Below are 17,692 nucleotides of genomic sequence, written 5' to 3' on the forward strand. Positions count from 1 at the left end.
AAAAATGGATTATTTAAAATGGAATAATTCAATCGCAGCTCATTTTTTCAAAAATGAAATGGCACGGCGCAGCGTTCACCTGTATGTCACAGAGAAACTAATAAGACATATTGCTCAAGAAAGCGGTACTAATTTCTCAGATTTTATTGCAGCTATCAAAACAGGGCCTCCTGGGGTGACAAGGCAGGGTTTGTGCGTGAAAGCCTTACAAAGCCGGGATAATTGGCAGCAGCGAGAATTGGACTATCCGCCTTATATCGCTTATTTAGCGCTATTTGTGTTAGCCGCCGGTATTAAAGGAACTTTTGCCGCGCATTCTTACTATCCGGGCTTGCGAACATTACTTGGTGAAGAACCTACCACAGGCCAGTATCCTTCATTTAACCGGATGTCGGAACTCTGGGAAGATTTAGAAAAGTGGTCTGATCAAGATATATCTGGCAAATGGGGTATTTTTAAGAGCCACAGCATTGGCAAGAGAAAGCACATTGGACTGCCGATCGCCCAAACTCTTTTGACTGAAAAAGAGCGCCGTGCACTCCCTGCTATTTTTGCCGCTGCTGACTTAGATCCTATTTCATATCCCGCTGAGGGGGCGATCGCACTTTTATTAGCCAAACACGGCCGCGGACAACTGCGAAAACGGACGGTGGACTTATTAAAAGAAACCAGCGACAGTGACGAACTTCGCCAAGCATTGCTCGAATGGATTATTGATGAATTGCGCGATTGGAATGGAACTGCTGAAGATTCAGGTAAAGAGCAGATTTACGGACTATTGAGATTGTGCTGCAAACTCGATACAATTGCTAAACGCGCCACCCTCAGCTTGCGTTGCAGTACCAAACACGAATTTCCTGAAGACGATTTATTGTTATTTTTAGATGGTAATTGTCAGCCTTTCTCTTGTTACGAAGATAGTGGGGGTTGGTCTTCACCTCTAATATGTGAGTCAGACGGAAAACCACTGGTTGCCTCTGAATTTGATTGGTTGAAAGGTTTGCAAGTGCGATCGGCTGACTCTAAATGGTGTTTTAAGCAGCCAGCATCGCCCATTCGAGTATTCGTTGATGGAGATACTGAGGGATTGCCGGGGTTCGTCGAAGTGCGCCAGTTGCCCACTCAAAAGCCATTTTATTTAGCTGCACACGAACAGTGTTTAGAATTGCTGACAATATGGGGAGAATTGAGCTGTCAAGGCTTTGAAAAGTTGCAAATAATAGATGGTTTGCCCAGTGGGTGGCACTTGTTCAAAGCGCAGGCTGCTTGCAGTGACGAACTCATTAAACAAGAATACCCAATCTTAGCTTTCCCGACTAATGTACGGCTAGAGTTAGTTGGGGGAATCCGTCTCGAAAGAGGCAATAAGTTCTTTAAGTTTGCCCCGCCAAAATTATTTTTACAAGGTGGTAGCGAATCAATAAAAGTATATTGCAATAATCAGCTATTAGATAGCAGAAACTCCGCAGGTAATTATGAACTGCCAGCCGATACTCCAGCGAAAACGAAGTTGCTAATTGAAGCACGCAGTGGGGAGGATATTATCAGGCGCTCTTCTCTGTTATTAGTAGAAAACTATTCTTTGCCATCCCAAAGCAACGCGCAACAGTTCGATCGCTTCGGGCATCGCCTGACTCACGCAGATAATGAAAGCGCGGGCGTTGCAGGTGCATTGGTGCAGAACGTTGTTGGTTTCCCTCCCTTTGACTTCAACACTTGTTTGCCAATACAAGGAAAGCAGCGGATCTTATTTGTAGGCAAACAAGCAGGTCAAATAGTAACTTTGCCTGGGGAATCGCTGCCGACAGATTGGGAGCCTGTTTGGGCTATTTCCAAAGGTCGCCATCGCGGTCAAGTAATGTTTTGTGGCACTAATTTATCCGACTCAGAACCTGCAATATGCAAGTGCAGCAACCGCAAAAAAATGCGGGAGTGGAAAGAAATATTGTGGTACGATCGCAAGATAATTTCCCCGCCCGATCGACAAGAGTTAAGAGTATTGTGGAAAAAATTTCAAAAGGAGGCAGAACGTGTCTGAAACTAGCGAAAAACTGCTCTACGTTATTTCAGCAAAAAAGGAACTTGCTTGGCTATCCTTTAAGGAAACCTTTGATTATTTGTATAATCTTGAGACGGGTGTGAGGGAGGAAAATATAGACAAAGACGGAATTAAGAATAAAAGATTGCAAGCAATTCGCGCCCTCGATTCACTTGGTCATTGTGATTTTAATTTTAGCGATGATAGCAGCAAGAATAAGGTTTATGCAGCACCCCCTGTATTGGTGCGATTGCCTTGTACTGGCTTTCCTCAAGCCATTTTAGCAGGAGCGCGATCGCCTGCTACGATCGCACAATTATCAAATACTTGTCAGTCTGTGGGAAATCACATCAACCTTGAAATCAAAGAACAAGCCAGTGAATCAGTGCTGATACCGAAGCGAGTGGCTGTACAAGCAGAGGATGTGAGGGAATTAGAGGCGATATGCAATTCCCTTAAAATACCATTCATAGAAACCCCTTCTGCTTGGTCAGTGCTGCATTTTTCCGCCAGTATTGACGATTACTTAGCTACCATCCAATGGTCTAAAGAACCAGAATTAAACTGGCAAAACAAAACCTTTAACCCGATTTATTTACAATTTGAATCCATCAAAGAAACCGATTACCCCATTCGCCTTACTGGATACAGTCACCCATCGCGAAATACCAAATCGTACTATCTTTGGCAAGACGAAAGGTGTACCGAAATAGACCTCGATTGGGGAAGGTATGCCGTTCTCAAAGCACTGCGGCGGAGTGTTCTTATCTACGACAAGTGCAGATTTACTATGGCAGTACCAGCCAGCGCCAATCTGCCACGAATCCTAGAAAGAGCCTTAACCCTTTGTTCCGGTTATGCAGCAAAATATGAAAAAATGCCGCGTGTTCTGCCGCCAATTCAGGGATTCAATTTATTCACCGCTGTTCCCCCTCAAATAGCAGAAATGACCGCCGCTAAATTAGGGCAGACACTATTGCAGCAATCTTTAAGTATAACATAGTGAGGTAATTTATGCACGACCCAATTAACGCCTTTAACACAATCCGCGACAACTTTCTACTTTACATAAAAACCGCTTTCGGAACTCAATTCCCCGAAATTGAACGAGAACGGGAAAGACTGCTGCGCCAACCCGGTGCATTCCATCAAGAACCCTGGATAGAACCGATGCCGAGCTATCAAAAATCAGGTAAAACCATCCATGATTTAGATATTTCAAATGTACCGGGATTGGATGAAACTGCCCTTCAAGACTTTAAACAACTTGCCTTTTGCGGACTTGTAGGCAATTACGAACTGTACAGCCACCAAATCCAAATGCTGCGACAGGCGTTAGAGGGTCAAAATGCTGTAGTAACGGCTGGTACTGGCTCAGGTAAAACCGAATCTTTCCTGTTGCCTTTGTTTGCTTATCTTGCCAAAGAATCAAGAACGTGGAATGCTCCAAATCCAGATTTACCTCATCTTAATGACTGGTGGAAAAATCAGGATTGGCAAGACGAATGTAACCCACGGCTAACAAAAAATCGCAGTTTTAAAAGGTCTTATCGCGTTCCTCAGAGGAGTCACGAAAAGCGGGATGCTGCCGTTCGCGCCCTGATTTTATATCCCATGAATGCCTTAGTTGAAGACCAGCTAACTCGACTTCGCCGGGCCCTCGATTCCGATGAAGCTAGAGAGTGGTTTCAAAATAATAGAAATGGAAATAGACTTTACTTTGGGAGATACAATGGCGTTACTCCCGTACCGGGGCATGAATACAAAGAAAATCGTAAACCTAATGGCAAAAAAATAGAAGAGCTGCTGGAAGCAATACAGCAGATGCAGTTATCAGCCGATCGCGCTAGCGAACACGCCGATCGCACTGGCGAGCGAGATGTGAGGTTCTTTTTCCCGCGTTTAGATGGGGCAGAAATGCGCTGTCGCTGGGATATGAAAGATGCCCCGCCAGATATCTTAATCACCAACTATTCTATGCTGAGTATCATGCTGATGCGCGATATCGAGCAAGATATTTTTGAAAAAACAAAGGAATGGTTAAACAAAGATGGTAGCGTCTTTCATTTAATTGTTGACGAATTGCACTTGTATCGCGGCACTTCGGGGACAGAAGTAGCTTATTTGTTGCGACTTTTGCTGCAACGTTTAGGGCTGCATCCCGGTCATCCAAAATTGCGGATTCTTGCCTCTAGTGCATCTTTGGAACCAGACGATACAAAAAGCTTAGAATTTCTGAATCAATTCTTTGGTGCCGAATGGAATTCTGAGCAAATTATACCGGGTCATTTAGAACAAATTCCACCAATCGAAGGTCAAAAATTTCTGGATAGCGAACCGTTTATCGCTTTGGCAGAAACACCAGAAATTAACAATACAGAAACTTTGAATAAAACTGCTGCATACAATGATTGCAGCCAAATTGTGGAATCTGAAACCGCGCAGGTTGGGGCTAGAATGGTCGAGGGTTGTAACGTTGATGGCAAAATTCGCGCCGTATCGATCGCGAATTTTGCTAAAAATATTTTCGGCGATGACTTACCAGATGAAAACCTCAAACTCGCAGTAAAAGGACTTCTAGCCACTCGCGGTTTATCTAACGAAAAATCTTTGCCATCTTTCCGGCTGCACTGGTTTTTCAGGAATATTGAAGGGCTTTGGGCTTGCACTAAACCGAATCACGGGTGTGAGGAAAGTGAAATTAGTAAAAATCGACCAGTTGGCAAACTATTTGTAGAAAATCCTCCCATACTTTACGACGAGTACCGAGTTTTAAAACTCCTTTATTGCGAACAGTGCAGAACTGTGTTTTTTGGGGGAAACAGGCTGACAAGGCAGAATAGTGACGGATGGGAACTTTTGCCTACAGAACCAGATATTGAGGGAATTCCTGACAGGAAATCTGGACAATTTATTGAGCAGATGACTTACAAAGAATTTGCTATATTTTGGCCGTCCAGAAAAATCGATGAATATTCAGAGGGTTGGGGACAGTCTAAGAAAGCAGAGTCAGGCCGATGGCACAAGGCATCGCTAGATACTCGCAGCGGTATAGTTCGTTTGGGAAACCCTGATTCATCTGATGACTTGACAGTAAAAGGTTATATTTTTTATCGACCGAACCTGCTACCAGAAAATGAGGAAAAAGTTAAAGCTTTGCCTTCAGTTTGTGCTTGCTGCGGTGCTGACTATAGTAAAAAACTATATCTAAAATCTTCCATTCGCGACTTCAGAACAGGTTTTTCTAAAGTAAGTCAACTTCTGTCTAAAGAACTTTTTTATCAGCTACCAGAAGACCCGGAATCCCGCAAATTAGTAGTGTTTTCTGACAGTCGCGAGGATGCCGCTTCAATATCAAATGGAATTGAAAGGACGCACTATAGTGACTTAGTGCGCGAGGCGATTTTTGATGAATTGAAACAAGAGGCGATCGCCCGTTCTCTTCTACTTCAAAATCTCCAAGATCACGACCTGCCTACCTGTAGCGAAGCTATTGAATTTGCCCAGCATCACCCAAACGCTGTTGACCAGATACAAAAAGCAATTAAAGATGCTAATAGGCTATTGCCACAAGGTCTCGATCCTGAAGATTTAGAACCGTTACAAAATCGAATAAATACTGCCCAGAAGCTACTCAGTGAAATTCAAAAAATAGGCAATACCCGCACAGTTCCTCTCAGAGCGCTATTTGAAGGCATTGAGAATTCCGAAGACCCCGGACTCCTGATCGAGCGATTGATAAAGTTAGGCGTTAACCCTGCCGGTAATGATGTTATTTACCAAGACTTTTCTTATGAGGGAAAGTACCACCATTGGACAAAATTATTTGACTTTGCAACCGCCGGGTGGAAACTAGACTTGTGCGCTGAAGCACGAACAAGGCGAGACACGACACTTCGAGAAAAAGTAAAATCTGAGGTCTGCGACACGCTGTTTAGTCGTCTATATTTTGGGATTGAAGCATCTGGACTGGGCTATATTCGTCTAAATTCACCCCCGAATCAATTAGAACAACTAGCTATTCAATGCGGGCTTTCAACCTCAGTATTTGAGAGCATTGGCGATGGCTGCTTGCGAATTTTAGGTGAATTGTATAGATATCCAAGACAACCTCAAGAGTATCCGCTAAATGACTGGAAAGACTGGGGTGATGCGCGAGCAAACTTGCGAAATTATATTAAAAAGTGTGCCGAAAATTGCGGGATTTCAGAACAGGAATTGAAGCCCGCATTGAAATCTGCCATTTGCAAATACGGTCAGCATCACCACTTTAAACTTAATCCTCGACATTTATCTGTACGAGTTGCTGTGTCCGATGACCCCGTGTGGCAATGTGAATCTTGTCAGCGCCATCACCTGCACCGCGCCGGAGGTATTTGTACTAATTGTTTGGCACCTTTACCGGCTGAACCTAATAGAATTTGTGCGGATTTGTACGATCGCAATTATTTCGCCACCCAAGCTGTAAATAAGCGTCAACCGTTGCGGTTACACTGCGAAGAGTTGACCGGGCAAACCGACGATCAGGCCGAAAGACAGCGACATTTCCGCAACATCATCGTGAATTTTGGCGAACAAGACAGAGATTTTATCCCAGAGGTAGATACGATCGATATTTTGAGCGTCACAACCACAATGGAGGTGGGAATTGATATTGGCAGTTTAATGGCTGTTGTGATGGCAAATATGCCTCCCATGCGCTTTAATTACCAGCAGCGTGCGGGTCGCGGGGGGCGTCGCGGCCAACCTTTCGCTATTGTACTTACTCTCTGTCGCGGTCGATCGCACGATGAGTTTTATTACCGACATCCTGAAAAAATTACGGGCGATCCGCCGCCGGTACCTTTTCTTGCTATGTCACAGGTTGAGATAACCCAGCGCCTCCTAACCAAAGAATGTTTGAGACGAGCATTTATTGCTGCTGGTGTCAACTGCTGGGATGTGGAAAAAAAGCCTGACAGTCATGGTGAATTTGGCACAGTTAAAAATTGGCAGAATACTGAACAACGGCGCGATCAAATTTGTAATTGGTTGAAAAATTCTGCCGAAGTAACTGAGGTAATAAATTCTCTGCTAGTCGGCGTTGCAGGTATCGATCGCGATAACTTAGAAATCTATGCACGTCAGCACTTGTTTGATAAAATTAATGAGTGCGCCAATAACTTAGAATTGACTGGAGATGGATTAGCAGAACGCCTAGCGGAGGGCGGGATTATGCCGATGTACGGGATGCCTTCAAGAGTGCGCGACTTGTACCATCACGAACCGTCTAGAAAACAGAAAGTTTCTACTATCAATCGAGATTTAGATTTAGCTGTCTCTGAATTTGCCCCCGGTTCCGAAAAAACTAAAGACAAGCGAATTTATACTGCGATCGGGTTTACAGCACCGTTAATTTCAGACGGTAAACATGGGTTAGTTCCTGCTGGCAAACCTCTGAGCGATCGCAAGTGGATGTTGAGGTGTCAGCGCTGCCAACATACGGCAACCTCTAAGACAAAGTTTGAAGATACAATCTGTCCGAAATGTGATGCCACTGAGGAACAGGGATTTCGAGTTTTTCAGTGGGCTGTTCCTTTAGCTTTCCGTACCAGCATAAATCCTGGATCTGACGCGAAAGATGAATACGATTTGTTAATTACAGGTGCAGGTAGCGTCGCTGAGGCACAACCTCAAGATTTTAACTTAGTAGATAACACGAATACTCAGATAGCTTTCTCTAAGTCGGGCCGCGTTTTCCGCGTCAATGACAATCGAGGACAGCTATTTAAGGGAGCAATCGGAAATGCCACATTTGGACGCGGTGACAAACTCTTATCCGATCAGTGGATTGATGAGCGATTTCATAAGAAAGATGATAAGTGGAAGTTCCAAAAGCAGGGAGAATTAGAGGCGATCGCCATAATTGCCCCAAAAACCACTGGCGTACTGCGAATTAAGCCCGTTTCTGTACCAGATGGATGGTGCCTCGATCCTATTGCATCCGGTTCCGCTGTCAAAGCTGCTTTCTACTCAGCCGCTTTCATGGTTCGTGCTGTAGCGGCACAGGAATTAGATATCGATCCAGAAGAATTAGACATCAGCGGTTTGCGACAGGTTGAATTAGAGGATAAAAAAGTAGGGGAAATTGTAATTAGCGATCGGCTTGCCAATGGCTCTGGATTCACTTATTGGCTAGCTCAGCACTGGGAAGACATTCTGACAAACAAAATTCTGAATTCTCAAAATAGCTTTGCTGAGGCAATTATGTCTCCTGAACACCGCAGCAAATGCGACTCTTCTTGTTACGATTGTTTGCAACAGTATCGCAATATGAACTATCACGGTTTGCTGGATTGGCGTTTGGGGCTTTCCTTGCTGAGGGGATTGGCTAGCAGTGATTTTCAATGCGGATTAGATGGGAATTTTTCTACTCCAGACTTAGAAAATTGGGTACAGACAGCAACTAAACTGCGCGATACATTTTGTGCTTCGTTTAGTTGTTCTGGGGAACAGTTCGGCGCTTTACCTGGTTTTGTTGTGGACGATAAAAGGGTGATTATTGTTCATCCTTTGTGGAACAAAGAGAACTCTCAAGGCTTATTGAATGAAGCGATTGCTACAGTAGAGCAGTCCGCTCAAGTTCGATACCTGGATACATTCAATCTCCTGCGCCGTCCAAGTTGGTGCTATCAAACGCTAGATGATTAGATGGAGGCTTCAAACATTTATAAGTTCTGAAATGTCATTATCTAACGATTGGTGCGATCGCTCAGTTAAAATGAAATAGTAGGCGATCCGATGACCGATCGCTTGGGTAGTTTTTTAAGGAGGAAATAATGCTAGATGAAGCAATTCTCGAACGTCGCTTAGCAATCATCGAGCAAGAAATTGCTAACCTTAAACGCAAATCAGAAAGCAACTCCCTCTCTGGCAACTGGCTAGATCAACTTATTGGCTCAATCTCCGATCGATCGGCTTTTCTGGAAGCTCTAGAATATGGACGTGCGTTTCGTCAGGCTGACAAACCTAATGATGAAGGTTACGAACAAGCATGAAATATCTGCTTGACACTGACCACATCAGTTTTCTACAGCGTGGTTCCGGTTCAGAGTTTAGCCGATTAACTTTTCGGATGGCTCAACATCCAGTTGCAGATTTTGCTTTGTGGATCGATCGTTCTTGGTATTAATAACTTTACGCAATCTGCAATCGTTTTCCCAAAGTCTGAGGTTCTGGTAGAGGTTTGCCATCTTCTTGATATAGCTCAATCAAGGTTTCTAGCAATTCTTGTCCGTGTTTTGCTGCTTCCTCGTAAGTGTGTCCGTGAGTGCAAGGCTGCATGACATCGGTAAACTCAGGCAAGCTGACAACAAAAAGTCGATCTTCTTCTGACCACTCGATGATGAGACTGTAATGGCTATTCATTCTTCTATCTCCTTCAGCTTCTGCAAATCGGATATTACTCTTTTTTCATGATAATTTGGTGCATCATCGCCATCATTACCTGACAGTGTAATTTTTTCAGGTAATAAAGGGTGTTCCCATACAGTGTGACTGCCCTTTCCCTGTCGGTAAGTAAACCCTGCTTTTAGTAATAGGCTTTTTAATTCTCTGATCTTTTTAGGCATGAGTGAATTGTAGCGTAGATTGAAATAATCGTTCTAGTTTCTTAGTTGCTGGTAATGGTTTACCTTCAGCTTGACAACTCTCGATTAGTAACTCTATTACCTCTCGCGCATTGTAGATAGCTTCTTCATAAGAATCTCCGTGAGTTACTGGCTGCATTACCTCCTCAAATTCTGGCAAAAATACGACAAAGCATTTATCTTCTTCTGACCATTGGATAACAACTGTATATTTCATGGTTCTGAAGTTTTGAGTGGAAATTATAGTCTTGGATACACTCGCCGACAAAGAAACCGGGTTTTTAACAAAGATTGAGGATTTTCAGCAAATATTGTGGTTAAAAACCCGGTTTCTGGCCACCCGTGCGATCGCGAACTTAATTATTGTATCCGATCGCCCTTACCAACCAGACCTATCCCCAGTGCCACATAGCAGTACAATGGTGAGATCGCATTCCCCAACTCCAAACCGTGATAGAGCGCTACACCTTGCCCGAAATGGGCAACATCTGGACTGAAACCGCCAAACTCAAAAGCTGGCTGCAAGTAGAAATCGCTGTCTGCGAAGCTCAAGCCGAACTCGGCTACATCCCCGCCGCCGCAGTCGAAGAAATCAAAGCTAAGGCTAATTTTGACCCGAAACGAGTCCTCGAAATAGAAGCCGAAGTCCGCCATGACATGATCGCTTTCTTGACAAATGTCAACGAATATGTAGGCGATGCCGGACGCTATATCCACCTCGGTTTAACAAGTTCCGATGTGCTCGATACCGCTTTGGCGCTGCAATTAGTCGCTAGTGTCGATATCTTGTTACAACGTGTCGAAGATTTGAGTCAAGCTATTCGCTATCAGGCTCAACAGCATCGCAATACTGTGATGGTTGGTCGATCGCACGGAATTCACGCCGAACCGATCACCTTTGGCTTTAAACTAGCTGGATGGTTGGCGGAAGTCTTTCGCAGCCGTGAAAGATTGGTGAATTTGCGATCGTCCATTGCAGTCGGCAAAATCTCCGGTGCAGTCGGAACCTATGCTAATATCGATCCGCGAATAGAGGCGATCGCCTGCCAAAATCTCGGACTCGAACCCGATTGTGCGTCCACTCAAGTCATTTCGCGCGATCGACACGCCGAATACGTCCAAACCCTAGCACTGTTAGCCGCATCGATCGAGCGTTTCGCCGTAGAAATCCGCAACCTCCAACGCACCGACGTGCTCGAAGTCGAAGAATTCTTCTCCAAAGGGCAAAAAGGCTCATCCGCCATGCCCCACAAACGCAACCCGATTCGCTCCGAAAGACTCACAGGAATGGCGAGAATTGTCCGCGCCAACGCCGTCGCAGCCCTAGAAAACGTTGCGCTTTGGCACGAAAGAGACATCTCTCACAGTTCGGTAGAACGGATGATTTTGCCCGACAGTTCTACTGTTACCCACTTCATGTTAGTAGAAACCACAGACTTAGTAAAACACCTGCTAGTCTATCCCGAAAACATGAAACGAAACATGAACCTTTACGGCGGAGTTATCTTCAGCCAGCGGGTGATGCTAGCCTTAGTAGAAAAAGGCATGAACCGCGAAGAAGCCTACAAAGTTGTTCAATCTTGCGCTCACCAAGCTTGGAACAAAACGGGTGGCAATTTCTACGATTTAATTTCCAAAGATGTGAGCGTTACTGCTCGCATGACAACCAAAGAAATTGATGATTGTTTCGATCCGCAATACCAATTAAGGCATTTAGATTTAATCTATCAGCGCTTGGGAATTTAAGGATAATTAACAGCAATTAAAAATCAGTTCGATAAGTGATTTTTTGATAAGTAATTTATCGTTCTTGCGTTCTTCAGTTCTCGCAGTTGTCCCAGAGTCCGCCGGGGGTTTAAACCCCCGTCTCATAGCTAAAGTCGGTTGAAACCGACTGAAAGATTCATAAGATTAATCGAAATCTCAGATCAATCTAGAGAAATATTTTAGTCCTCTTTTAGAGGACTTTCGCTATGAGACAGGGGTTTAAACCCCTGTCGGACTGTCGGAAAAACGCGAAAATCTCCCAAAAAAAACATGAAATACCAAAAAACTTATAAAATCTTAAATTAAAACAACCATGAAAATAAGTAAATTTGCAAAATATTTTATTTTGTTTATATTGGTATTAGTATCTGCAACCAGCCTATATTATCCAACATCTGTTAGCGCAAAGGAGCCGCCGAAAGTGCAAATCTTCCAAGCAGAAACAGAGCCATTAGTACCTGAAATTGTGAGCCTGAGTCAACTTCCCAGTTGGGCGCGACTTGTTGACATTCGCACGGTAAATCCCAACATTCGCCTCGATATCCGCTACGCTACTGCTAACAATTTCTTGAAACGAAAGCTTTACAAAGTCGCAAAATGTGCTTTGAGAGCTTCTGTTGCTCAAAAGTTAGCGCTAGTTCAAACAGATTTGGAAAAAATCGGCTTGGGTTTGAAAGTTTACGATTGCTACAGGCCTTTTTCGGTGACTAAGCAAATGTGGGAATTTTTGCCAGATCCGAACTACGTTGCTAATCCTGCTAGGGGTTCGCGGCACAATCGCGGTGCGGCTGTAGATTTAACTTTAGTCGATCGCACTGGCAAAGAATTAGAGATGCCAACGCCTTATGACGATTTTACCAAAAAAGCTCACAGAGATTACAGCGGTGGCAGTGCCCAATCTCGGAAAAATCGTCAAACCCTTGAGGATGCGATGAAAAAACAGGGATTTATTGGGATAAGTACAGAATGGTGGCACTTTGATTCGGAAGATTGGCAGAAGTTTGCGATTTTAGATGTGTCGCTTTCGGAAATTCCTTGATTAGCTAAGTGCAAACAGGTTCGTAGTGAGGACTTTAGTCCGCCAAAAATCAAGGTTCGTAATGAGGACTTTAGTCCGCCAAAAATCAAGGTTCGTAATGAGGACTTTAGTCCGCCAAAAATCAAGGTTCGTAATGAGGACTTTAGTCCGCCAAAAATCAAGGTTCGTAGTGAGGACTTTAGTCCGCCAAAAATCAAGGTTCGTAGTGAGGACTTTAGTCCGCCAAAAATCAAGGTTCGTAGTGAGGACTTTAGTCCGCCAAAAATCAAGGTTCGTAGTGAGAACTTTAGTCCGCCAAAAATCAAGGTTCGTAGTGAGAACTTTAGTCCGCCAAAATTGTTAAATCAGGACTGAAGTCCTTACTACAAACCAGAAGAAGGACTGAAGTCCTCACTACGAACTTTTAAGAAGGACTGAAGTCCTCACTACGAACTTTTAAGAAGGACTGAAGTCCTTACTACGAACTTTTAAGAAGGACTGAAGTCCTCACTACGAACTTTACTACGAACTTTTAAGAAGGACTGAAGTCCTCACTACGAACTTTACTACGAACTTTTAAGAAGGACTGAAGTCCTCACTACAAACTTTTAAGAAGGACTGAAGTCCTCACTACAAACCTCAGTATTTATCGGACTCGCACATAAAATTCGTATTCATAGCCGCGGAAATTTGAGTCGAGTTGAAATGTGTAATTTCCAGTTACTGGTATTTTCCCAGTCCACTCAGTTTCATTTCCTTGATAAGAATTTCCTAAAAGTTTGCCACTAGGAGTCAGCATGAGTGGGAAAACATCTTTTCGATTCTTAACAGTCATTGTTTGATTTTTAGCAGCATGAATCTTATAAGAGTGGCTACCACCGCCGATAATTCGACCTTTGACTATTGCTTCATTTCCGCCCGGTAAAAAATCAATCTTCTGGTTGACTTTAGAACAACTGCTTTCAGTGCGATTTTTGGCAATCCAACCGGGCGGTTCGGTAATTCGCAGCCAACCGTTTTGCTCTTCAATGACGGAAACAAAGCGATTATTTGGGAGTTTTCCTACTATTTTGCTGTCGGTGACGATCGGCTGCGATCGCACATTCAGCGGTGGATTCGGATCGCTAACTACAGCCATATTGATTTTACAGCCAGAATTGGGCGGTGTGACCACCACTGGATCAACTTTTTGCGGGGTGACTCCGGCGATTAGCGCAGGTAGAAGTGTGGCGCTTTTGACTGGCTGAGGTTGAGATTTCGGAGATTCCACAGCCTCGGGTTCTACTTGCAGGGGTTCTGCTGGTTCAGATTCGGGGTTGTTCGCCGGAAGGGGTGAAATCTCGTTGCTGGCTGCTGCTGGGGACTCTACAACCGGGGGATCGGATTGTTTCATCGCACCCGACTGTATCGTTGCAGTAGCAACTCCCACGGCTGTTGCTAGACCTGCTAAGGTGACTATGAGGATTTGAGTTGAAGTAAATGACATAAAAACCCCCTCTGTATTTATACTGATATTTTTGTTTTCCAGTTGGCGCGATGCCAGTCAAGTTAAAGGAAAAATACGTAATTAGGCGGATTTATCAAGATTTTACTCGAAAACTCCGGGCGATCGCCCTTCCCTCTCTAGTGAAAATACTTAATCAGGGTTGAGGTTTCCGCATGAGTTCCTAAAATTTAACCTGGATAATTGTCACAATCATTTCACTCCATCTATACTTGACAACTGTATAGATCGTAATCTTCTCGCTCGCCAGTTGCGCGGGGCATCTGGCAAGATAAGCGTCCAGCGCGAGGTGCAGTTTAGTAGCTAAAATGTCAAGATTCATTTCTCTGAGATCACAACCGCCTCGCGATCGACTGCTTTCGGAGGTGAAGCAGGAAGCCCAAGCAGCCCGATCGCAATCCTTGCACGCTGCTGTACTGGCTAACCTCAGCCAAGACTCCCAGCCTGTCGGTGTTAGCCGCTGTTGGGATGTAGAAGTGAAAGCAGGAAACCGTCCGAGTTTTCGGCTTCCTGCCAAAGCTAGCATTTCTCAAGTGTTCGATCGCACCAACGGCAAATTAGTCATTTTGGGAGCAACGGGTGCAGGCAAAACCACGACGCTGCTAGAATTAGCTCTGGTGTTAGTTTCCCGCGCCGAACAAGATCCTAATTTACCAATACCAGTGCTGTTTGAACTCGGATCGTGGAAAGCAGAATCTGGGGCGATCGCAGATTGGTTAATTGCTCAACTTCAGTTCAAATACGGCATCTCGACTGCTGTCGGCAAAAAAATGCTCGCCGCACAAAAATTGCTGCCTCTCCTCGACGGTTTGGACGAAGTAGAAACCCACCGCCAAGATAGCTGCATTCAAGCAATCAATCAGTTTTTTCAAAGCGAATTTCAACCAAAACATTTAGTAGCTTGCAGTAGTTTTGAAGCTTACAAAAACTGCCAAACGAGATTTAAACTGCAAGCAGCAGTTTTACTAAAACCTCTGACAGAAACTCAGATTCAAAATTATTTGCTAGAAGCCAGAAGCCGCGAACTTTGGTACAGCATAGAGAAGGAGCCGGACTTGCTAAAATTGGCAAAAACTCCATTGTTATTGAGCATGATGGCTTTGGCTTACGATGACATTTTAATCGAATCTTGGAAGCGCATAACTTCCCCAGAAGAACAGCGCAAATATCTATTAACTGCCTACATTCGCCATCAAATGACTGGGGAAGTCAAGCAGTATCCCAGAAATAAGGAACTGCGCCCCGAACAAATTCGCCACTGGCTGGGATGGTTGGCGAGAAGGATGGAACAGCAAGGAATTCAAGAGTTTTATCTCGATCGCATTCCGTCTAGCTGGCTGCAAACAGGCGAGCAGCAGCGGAAATATCAGTTTGGAGTTAAGCTAGTTGGCGGGCTGATTTGGGTGATTTTGGGAGGAATTGTCACCTTAGTCTCCGGGTCGGTTTTGGGGTTGATTGCGGGTGCTATAGCGGCGGTAATTAGTGCTGTGTTACCTCCAATTCCGGCGATTGACAGTTTGATATTGCGCCTCGTGCTGTGGTCTAGCGGCTATATTCCTTGGGATTACAAGCGTTTTCTGGATGCTGCGGGCGATCGGCTGTTGCTGCAACAAACGGGCGATCGGCGTTATCGATTTATCCACGATTTGTTGCAAAAACATTTTGCTGAAATCTAAATGCAGAAGCTTGACAAAATTTACTATTCATGATAAATAGCCGGGCGGTTGAAACCGCGGCTACACAAACAAAACCCGCCTCCGCGGGTTGAAGAGTACCTCATAAAAATGCGTTACTTTCTTCATTCGGCGTCCGGCGGAATTCGTTTGTGTAGACGCGGTTTCAACCGCCGTCCGATCTTCATTCGGCGTCCGGCGGAATTCGTTTGTGTAGACGCGGTTTCAACCGCCGTCTTTGGTGGTATTTTTGCCATGAGAAAGACCTGTTCCGCACTGAATTATAATCCAGGAAAAAGTGGATCTTTTAATAAAGTATCTCCCAGATAAGTCTGCGGTGCTGCATCGGGATAAAAAACTGTAATACTTCTAGCCTTGCTATCTACTATCCAAACCCGCAATACCTTAGCATCTAAATAATTTCTCGCTTTGGCCGCTAACTGACCGAAAGTCGCCATTATTAATCTCTAAATTCTATCGACAATCTCATGGCGACGCACCTGATACTGATAAGTAGAAGGAAGTAATCGAGCGGGTGCGTCGCCATTATTGATCTCTAAATTCTATCGACAATCTCATGGCGACGCACCTGATACCAATTTGAAAAAGTCTTGCAACAATTATTGATTCTATAGAACCCATTTGACATCTTTGAGTTTTTGGGTTGGGTGACGAGAAATACCGAGATTAACCCGGTTTCTGAGATTTACGCCCGGGGCAAGAAACCGGGTTTCTACGAGTTTTTGGGTTGGATGACGAGAAATACTCCTAGAAACCCGGTTTCTGAGATTTACGCAGAATATATCTCAAATGGGTTCTATATAGGTTTGTTTCCACGAGTGTTGTAAGCACAGGTGCGTCGCTGTTAAATTGTCGATTTTTCTTGAGGGATTGTCGATCGCGACGCACCCTACAGCTAAGGTTGCATAACTTAAATATTGATTGACATAATACAAATATTATGATATGTGTTGGCAAAATCTCCAGTCTTAAGTGTCAAATGTTCGATCGCATCCTCACCGACACCCCCAAAAGGTTAAGATTCTAATCTGACCTCCTGCAATCATTGCTTCACCTCCTATGGCAGAAACCCTATTGTTCAACGCCCTTCGCGAGGCGTTAGATGAAGAAATGGCCCGCGACTCAGCCGTATTCGTACTCGGCGAAGACGTAGGTCAATACGGTGGTTCCTATAAAGTCACCAAAGACCTCTACGAAAAATATGGCGAGCTCCGAGTGCTCGATACCCCGATCGCCGAAAATAGCTTTACAGGTATGGCAGTCGGCGCAGCAATGACGGGATTGCGGCCGATCATCGAAGGCATGAACATGGGCTTTTTGCTGTTGGCCTTCAACCAAATCTCCAACAACGCCGGAATGCTGCGCTACACCTCCGGTGGCAACTTCAAAATGCCGATGGTAATTCGCGGCCCCGGCGGCGTGGGCCGGCAACTCGGCGCCGAACACTCTCAGCGGTTAGAAGCATATTTCCAAGCAGTACCGGGCTTGAAAATAGTCGCCTGTTCGACTCCCTACAACGCCAAAGGACTCTTAAAATCAGCCATCCGTGACGATAACCCGGTACTGTTTTTCGAGCACGTTCTGCTGTACAACCTTAAGGAAAATTTGCCAGAAACAGAATATTTAGTGCCGTTAGATAAAGCGGAAATTGTGCGATCGGGCAAAGATGTCACCATCTTGACATATTCGCGGATGCGGCACCACGTCCTGCAAGCCGTGCCCGCACTGGTAAAAGAAGGTTTCGATCCCGAAGTAATCGACCTGATTTCTCTCAAACCCCTCGACATGGACACCATCGGCGAATCAATTCGCAAAACTCACAAAGTAATTATTGTCGAGGAGTGCATGAAAACCGGAGGCATCGGTGCCGAATTAATTGCCTCAATCTGCGATCGATTTTTTGACGAGCTCGACGCACCAGTTTTGCGCCTGTCTTCACAAGATATTCCCACACCATACAACGGCAATTTGGAAAGACTGACAATTGTCCAGCCCAATCAAATAGTCGAAGCTGTCCAAAAAATGGTAGCTTTGCGAGTATAA

General features: G+C 44.6%; 15 protein-coding genes. 10 read left to right on the forward strand and 5 right to left on the reverse strand.

The window, feature by feature from the left end:
• The first annotated feature begins 4 nt into the window (after positions 1–4).
• The 5 genes from QZW47_RS03090 to QZW47_RS03110 all read left to right on the forward strand — a co-directional run bounded on the left by QZW47_RS03090 (position 5) and on the right by QZW47_RS03110 (position 9,209).
• Positions 5–2,038: a hypothetical protein gene (locus QZW47_RS03090; protein WP_293123707.1), complete on the forward strand. Its 2,034-nt coding sequence runs from the start codon at positions 5–7 to the stop codon at positions 2,036–2,038.
• Positions 2,031–3,041: a hypothetical protein gene (locus QZW47_RS03095; RefSeq protein WP_293123710.1), complete on the forward strand. Its 1,011-nt coding sequence runs from the start codon at positions 2,031–2,033 to the stop codon at positions 3,039–3,041. Before QZW47_RS03090 ends, QZW47_RS03095 begins: the two co-directional genes overlap by 8 nt.
• 11 nt (positions 3,042–3,052) lie before the next feature.
• On the forward strand, positions 3,053–8,728 hold the full coding sequence (locus QZW47_RS03100; RefSeq protein WP_293123713.1) for a DEAD/DEAH box helicase: 5,676 nt from the start codon (positions 3,053–3,055) through the stop codon (positions 8,726–8,728).
• 128 nt (positions 8,729–8,856) lie between these two features.
• Positions 8,857–9,075 (forward strand): transferase hexapeptide repeat containing protein, encoded by a 219-nt coding sequence (locus QZW47_RS03105; RefSeq protein ID WP_293123716.1) that lies wholly within the window; start codon positions 8,857–8,859, stop codon positions 9,073–9,075.
• The gene (locus QZW47_RS03110; protein ID WP_293123719.1) at positions 9,072–9,209 is read left to right on the forward strand and encodes a hypothetical protein; all 138 of its coding nucleotides are present in this window, start codon (positions 9,072–9,074) and stop codon (positions 9,207–9,209) included. Before QZW47_RS03105 ends, QZW47_RS03110 begins: the two co-directional genes overlap by 4 nt.
• Before the next feature lie 5 nt (positions 9,210–9,214).
• On the opposite strand, the gene QZW47_RS03115 is transcribed toward QZW47_RS03110, so the two are convergent.
• The 3 genes from QZW47_RS03115 to QZW47_RS03125 are packed head-to-tail and all read right to left on the reverse strand — an operon-like array spanning position 9,215 to position 9,883.
• Entirely contained in the window at positions 9,215–9,445 is a 231-nt protein-coding gene (locus QZW47_RS03115; protein ID WP_015175593.1) for a type II toxin-antitoxin system HicB family antitoxin, read from the reverse strand.
• Positions 9,442–9,648: a type II toxin-antitoxin system HicA family toxin gene (locus tag QZW47_RS03120; protein WP_106148795.1), complete on the reverse strand. Its 207-nt coding sequence runs from the start codon at positions 9,646–9,648 to the stop codon at positions 9,442–9,444. The genes QZW47_RS03115 and QZW47_RS03120 overlap by 4 nt, the downstream gene beginning before the upstream one ends.
• A complete protein-coding gene (locus QZW47_RS03125) occupies positions 9,641–9,883 on the reverse strand; it encodes a type II toxin-antitoxin system HicB family antitoxin (protein ID WP_293123731.1) in 243 nt (80 codons plus the stop codon). The genes QZW47_RS03120 and QZW47_RS03125 overlap by 8 nt, the downstream gene beginning before the upstream one ends.
• A 233-nt stretch (positions 9,884–10,116) precedes the next feature.
• Here QZW47_RS03125 and purB point away from each other — a divergent pair, with 233 nt between their 5' ends.
• Positions 10,117–11,412 (forward strand): adenylosuccinate lyase, encoded by a 1,296-nt coding sequence (gene purB / locus QZW47_RS03130; protein ID WP_293123734.1) that lies wholly within the window; start codon positions 10,117–10,119, stop codon positions 11,410–11,412.
• 334 nt (positions 11,413–11,746) lie between these two features.
• The gene (locus QZW47_RS03135) at positions 11,747–12,472 is read left to right on the forward strand and encodes a M15 family metallopeptidase (RefSeq protein ID WP_293123736.1); all 726 of its coding nucleotides are present in this window, start codon (positions 11,747–11,749) and stop codon (positions 12,470–12,472) included.
• A gap of 625 nt (positions 12,473–13,097) precedes the next feature.
• Here the strand turns inward: QZW47_RS03135 and QZW47_RS03140 are convergent.
• Positions 13,098–13,937, reverse strand: coding sequence for an SH3 domain-containing protein (locus QZW47_RS03140; RefSeq protein WP_293123739.1), 840 nt, complete (start codon positions 13,935–13,937; stop codon positions 13,098–13,100).
• A gap of 326 nt (positions 13,938–14,263) precedes the next feature.
• Here QZW47_RS03140 and QZW47_RS03145 point away from each other — a divergent pair, with 326 nt between their 5' ends.
• Positions 14,264–15,631, forward strand: a complete 1,368-nt coding sequence (locus QZW47_RS03145; RefSeq protein WP_293123742.1) for an NACHT domain-containing protein — start codon at positions 14,264–14,266, stop codon at positions 15,629–15,631.
• A 278-nt stretch (positions 15,632–15,909) separates the two neighbouring features.
• Here the strand turns inward: QZW47_RS03145 and QZW47_RS03150 are convergent, their stop codons facing one another.
• Positions 15,910–16,086 carry a Uma2 family endonuclease gene (locus tag QZW47_RS03150; RefSeq protein WP_293123745.1) on the reverse strand — a complete coding sequence of 59 codons (177 nt, stop codon included), beginning with the start codon at positions 16,084–16,086 and terminating at the stop codon, positions 15,910–15,912.
• A gap of 210 nt (positions 16,087–16,296) precedes the next feature.
• Between QZW47_RS03150 and QZW47_RS03155 the strand changes: the two genes are divergently transcribed.
• Together QZW47_RS03155 and QZW47_RS03160 are read left to right on the forward strand one after the other, a co-directional pair.
• Positions 16,297–16,476: a hypothetical protein gene (locus tag QZW47_RS03155; protein ID WP_293123748.1), complete on the forward strand. Its 180-nt coding sequence runs from the start codon at positions 16,297–16,299 to the stop codon at positions 16,474–16,476.
• Positions 16,477–16,708: 232 nt separating this feature from the next.
• Entirely contained in the window at positions 16,709–17,692 is a 984-nt protein-coding gene (locus tag QZW47_RS03160; RefSeq protein ID WP_293123751.1) for an alpha-ketoacid dehydrogenase subunit beta, read from the forward strand.

It is taken from the genome of Microcoleus sp. bin38.metabat.b11b12b14.051 (assembly GCF_013299165.1).
In the GTDB taxonomy this organism is placed as follows: domain Bacteria; phylum Cyanobacteriota; class Cyanobacteriia; order Cyanobacteriales; family Microcoleaceae; genus Microcoleus.

Bases quoted from the DNA above. Each gene is read 5' to 3' on its own strand.
- QZW47_RS03135 (WP_293123736.1), top strand. From the start codon at position 11,747: ATGAAAATAAGTAAATTTGCAAAATATTTTATTTTGTTTATATTGGTA.
- QZW47_RS03145 (WP_293123742.1), top strand. From the start codon at position 14,264: ATGTCAAGATTCATTTCTCTGAGATCACAACCGCCTCGCGATCGACTG.
- QZW47_RS03100 (WP_293123713.1), top strand. From the start codon at position 3,053: ATGCACGACCCAATTAACGCCTTTAACACAATCCGCGACAACTTTCTA.
- QZW47_RS03105 (WP_293123716.1), top strand. From the start codon at position 8,857: ATGCTAGATGAAGCAATTCTCGAACGTCGCTTAGCAATCATCGAGCAA.
- QZW47_RS03140 (WP_293123739.1), bottom strand. From the start codon at position 13,937: ATGTCATTTACTTCAACTCAAATCCTCATAGTCACCTTAGCAGGTCTA.
- QZW47_RS03115 (WP_015175593.1), bottom strand. From the start codon at position 9,445: ATGAATAGCCATTACAGTCTCATCATCGAGTGGTCAGAAGAAGATCGA.
- QZW47_RS03160 (WP_293123751.1), top strand. From the start codon at position 16,709: ATGGCAGAAACCCTATTGTTCAACGCCCTTCGCGAGGCGTTAGATGAA.
- QZW47_RS03090 (WP_293123707.1), top strand. From the start codon at position 5: ATGGATTATTTAAAATGGAATAATTCAATCGCAGCTCATTTTTTCAAA.
- QZW47_RS03125 (WP_293123731.1), bottom strand. From the start codon at position 9,883: ATGAAATATACAGTTGTTATCCAATGGTCAGAAGAAGATAAATGCTTT.
- QZW47_RS03110 (WP_293123719.1), top strand. From the start codon at position 9,072: ATGAAATATCTGCTTGACACTGACCACATCAGTTTTCTACAGCGTGGT.
- QZW47_RS03120 (WP_106148795.1), bottom strand. From the start codon at position 9,648: ATGCCTAAAAAGATCAGAGAATTAAAAAGCCTATTACTAAAAGCAGGG.
- QZW47_RS03150 (WP_293123745.1), bottom strand. From the start codon at position 16,086: ATGGCGACTTTCGGTCAGTTAGCGGCCAAAGCGAGAAATTATTTAGAT.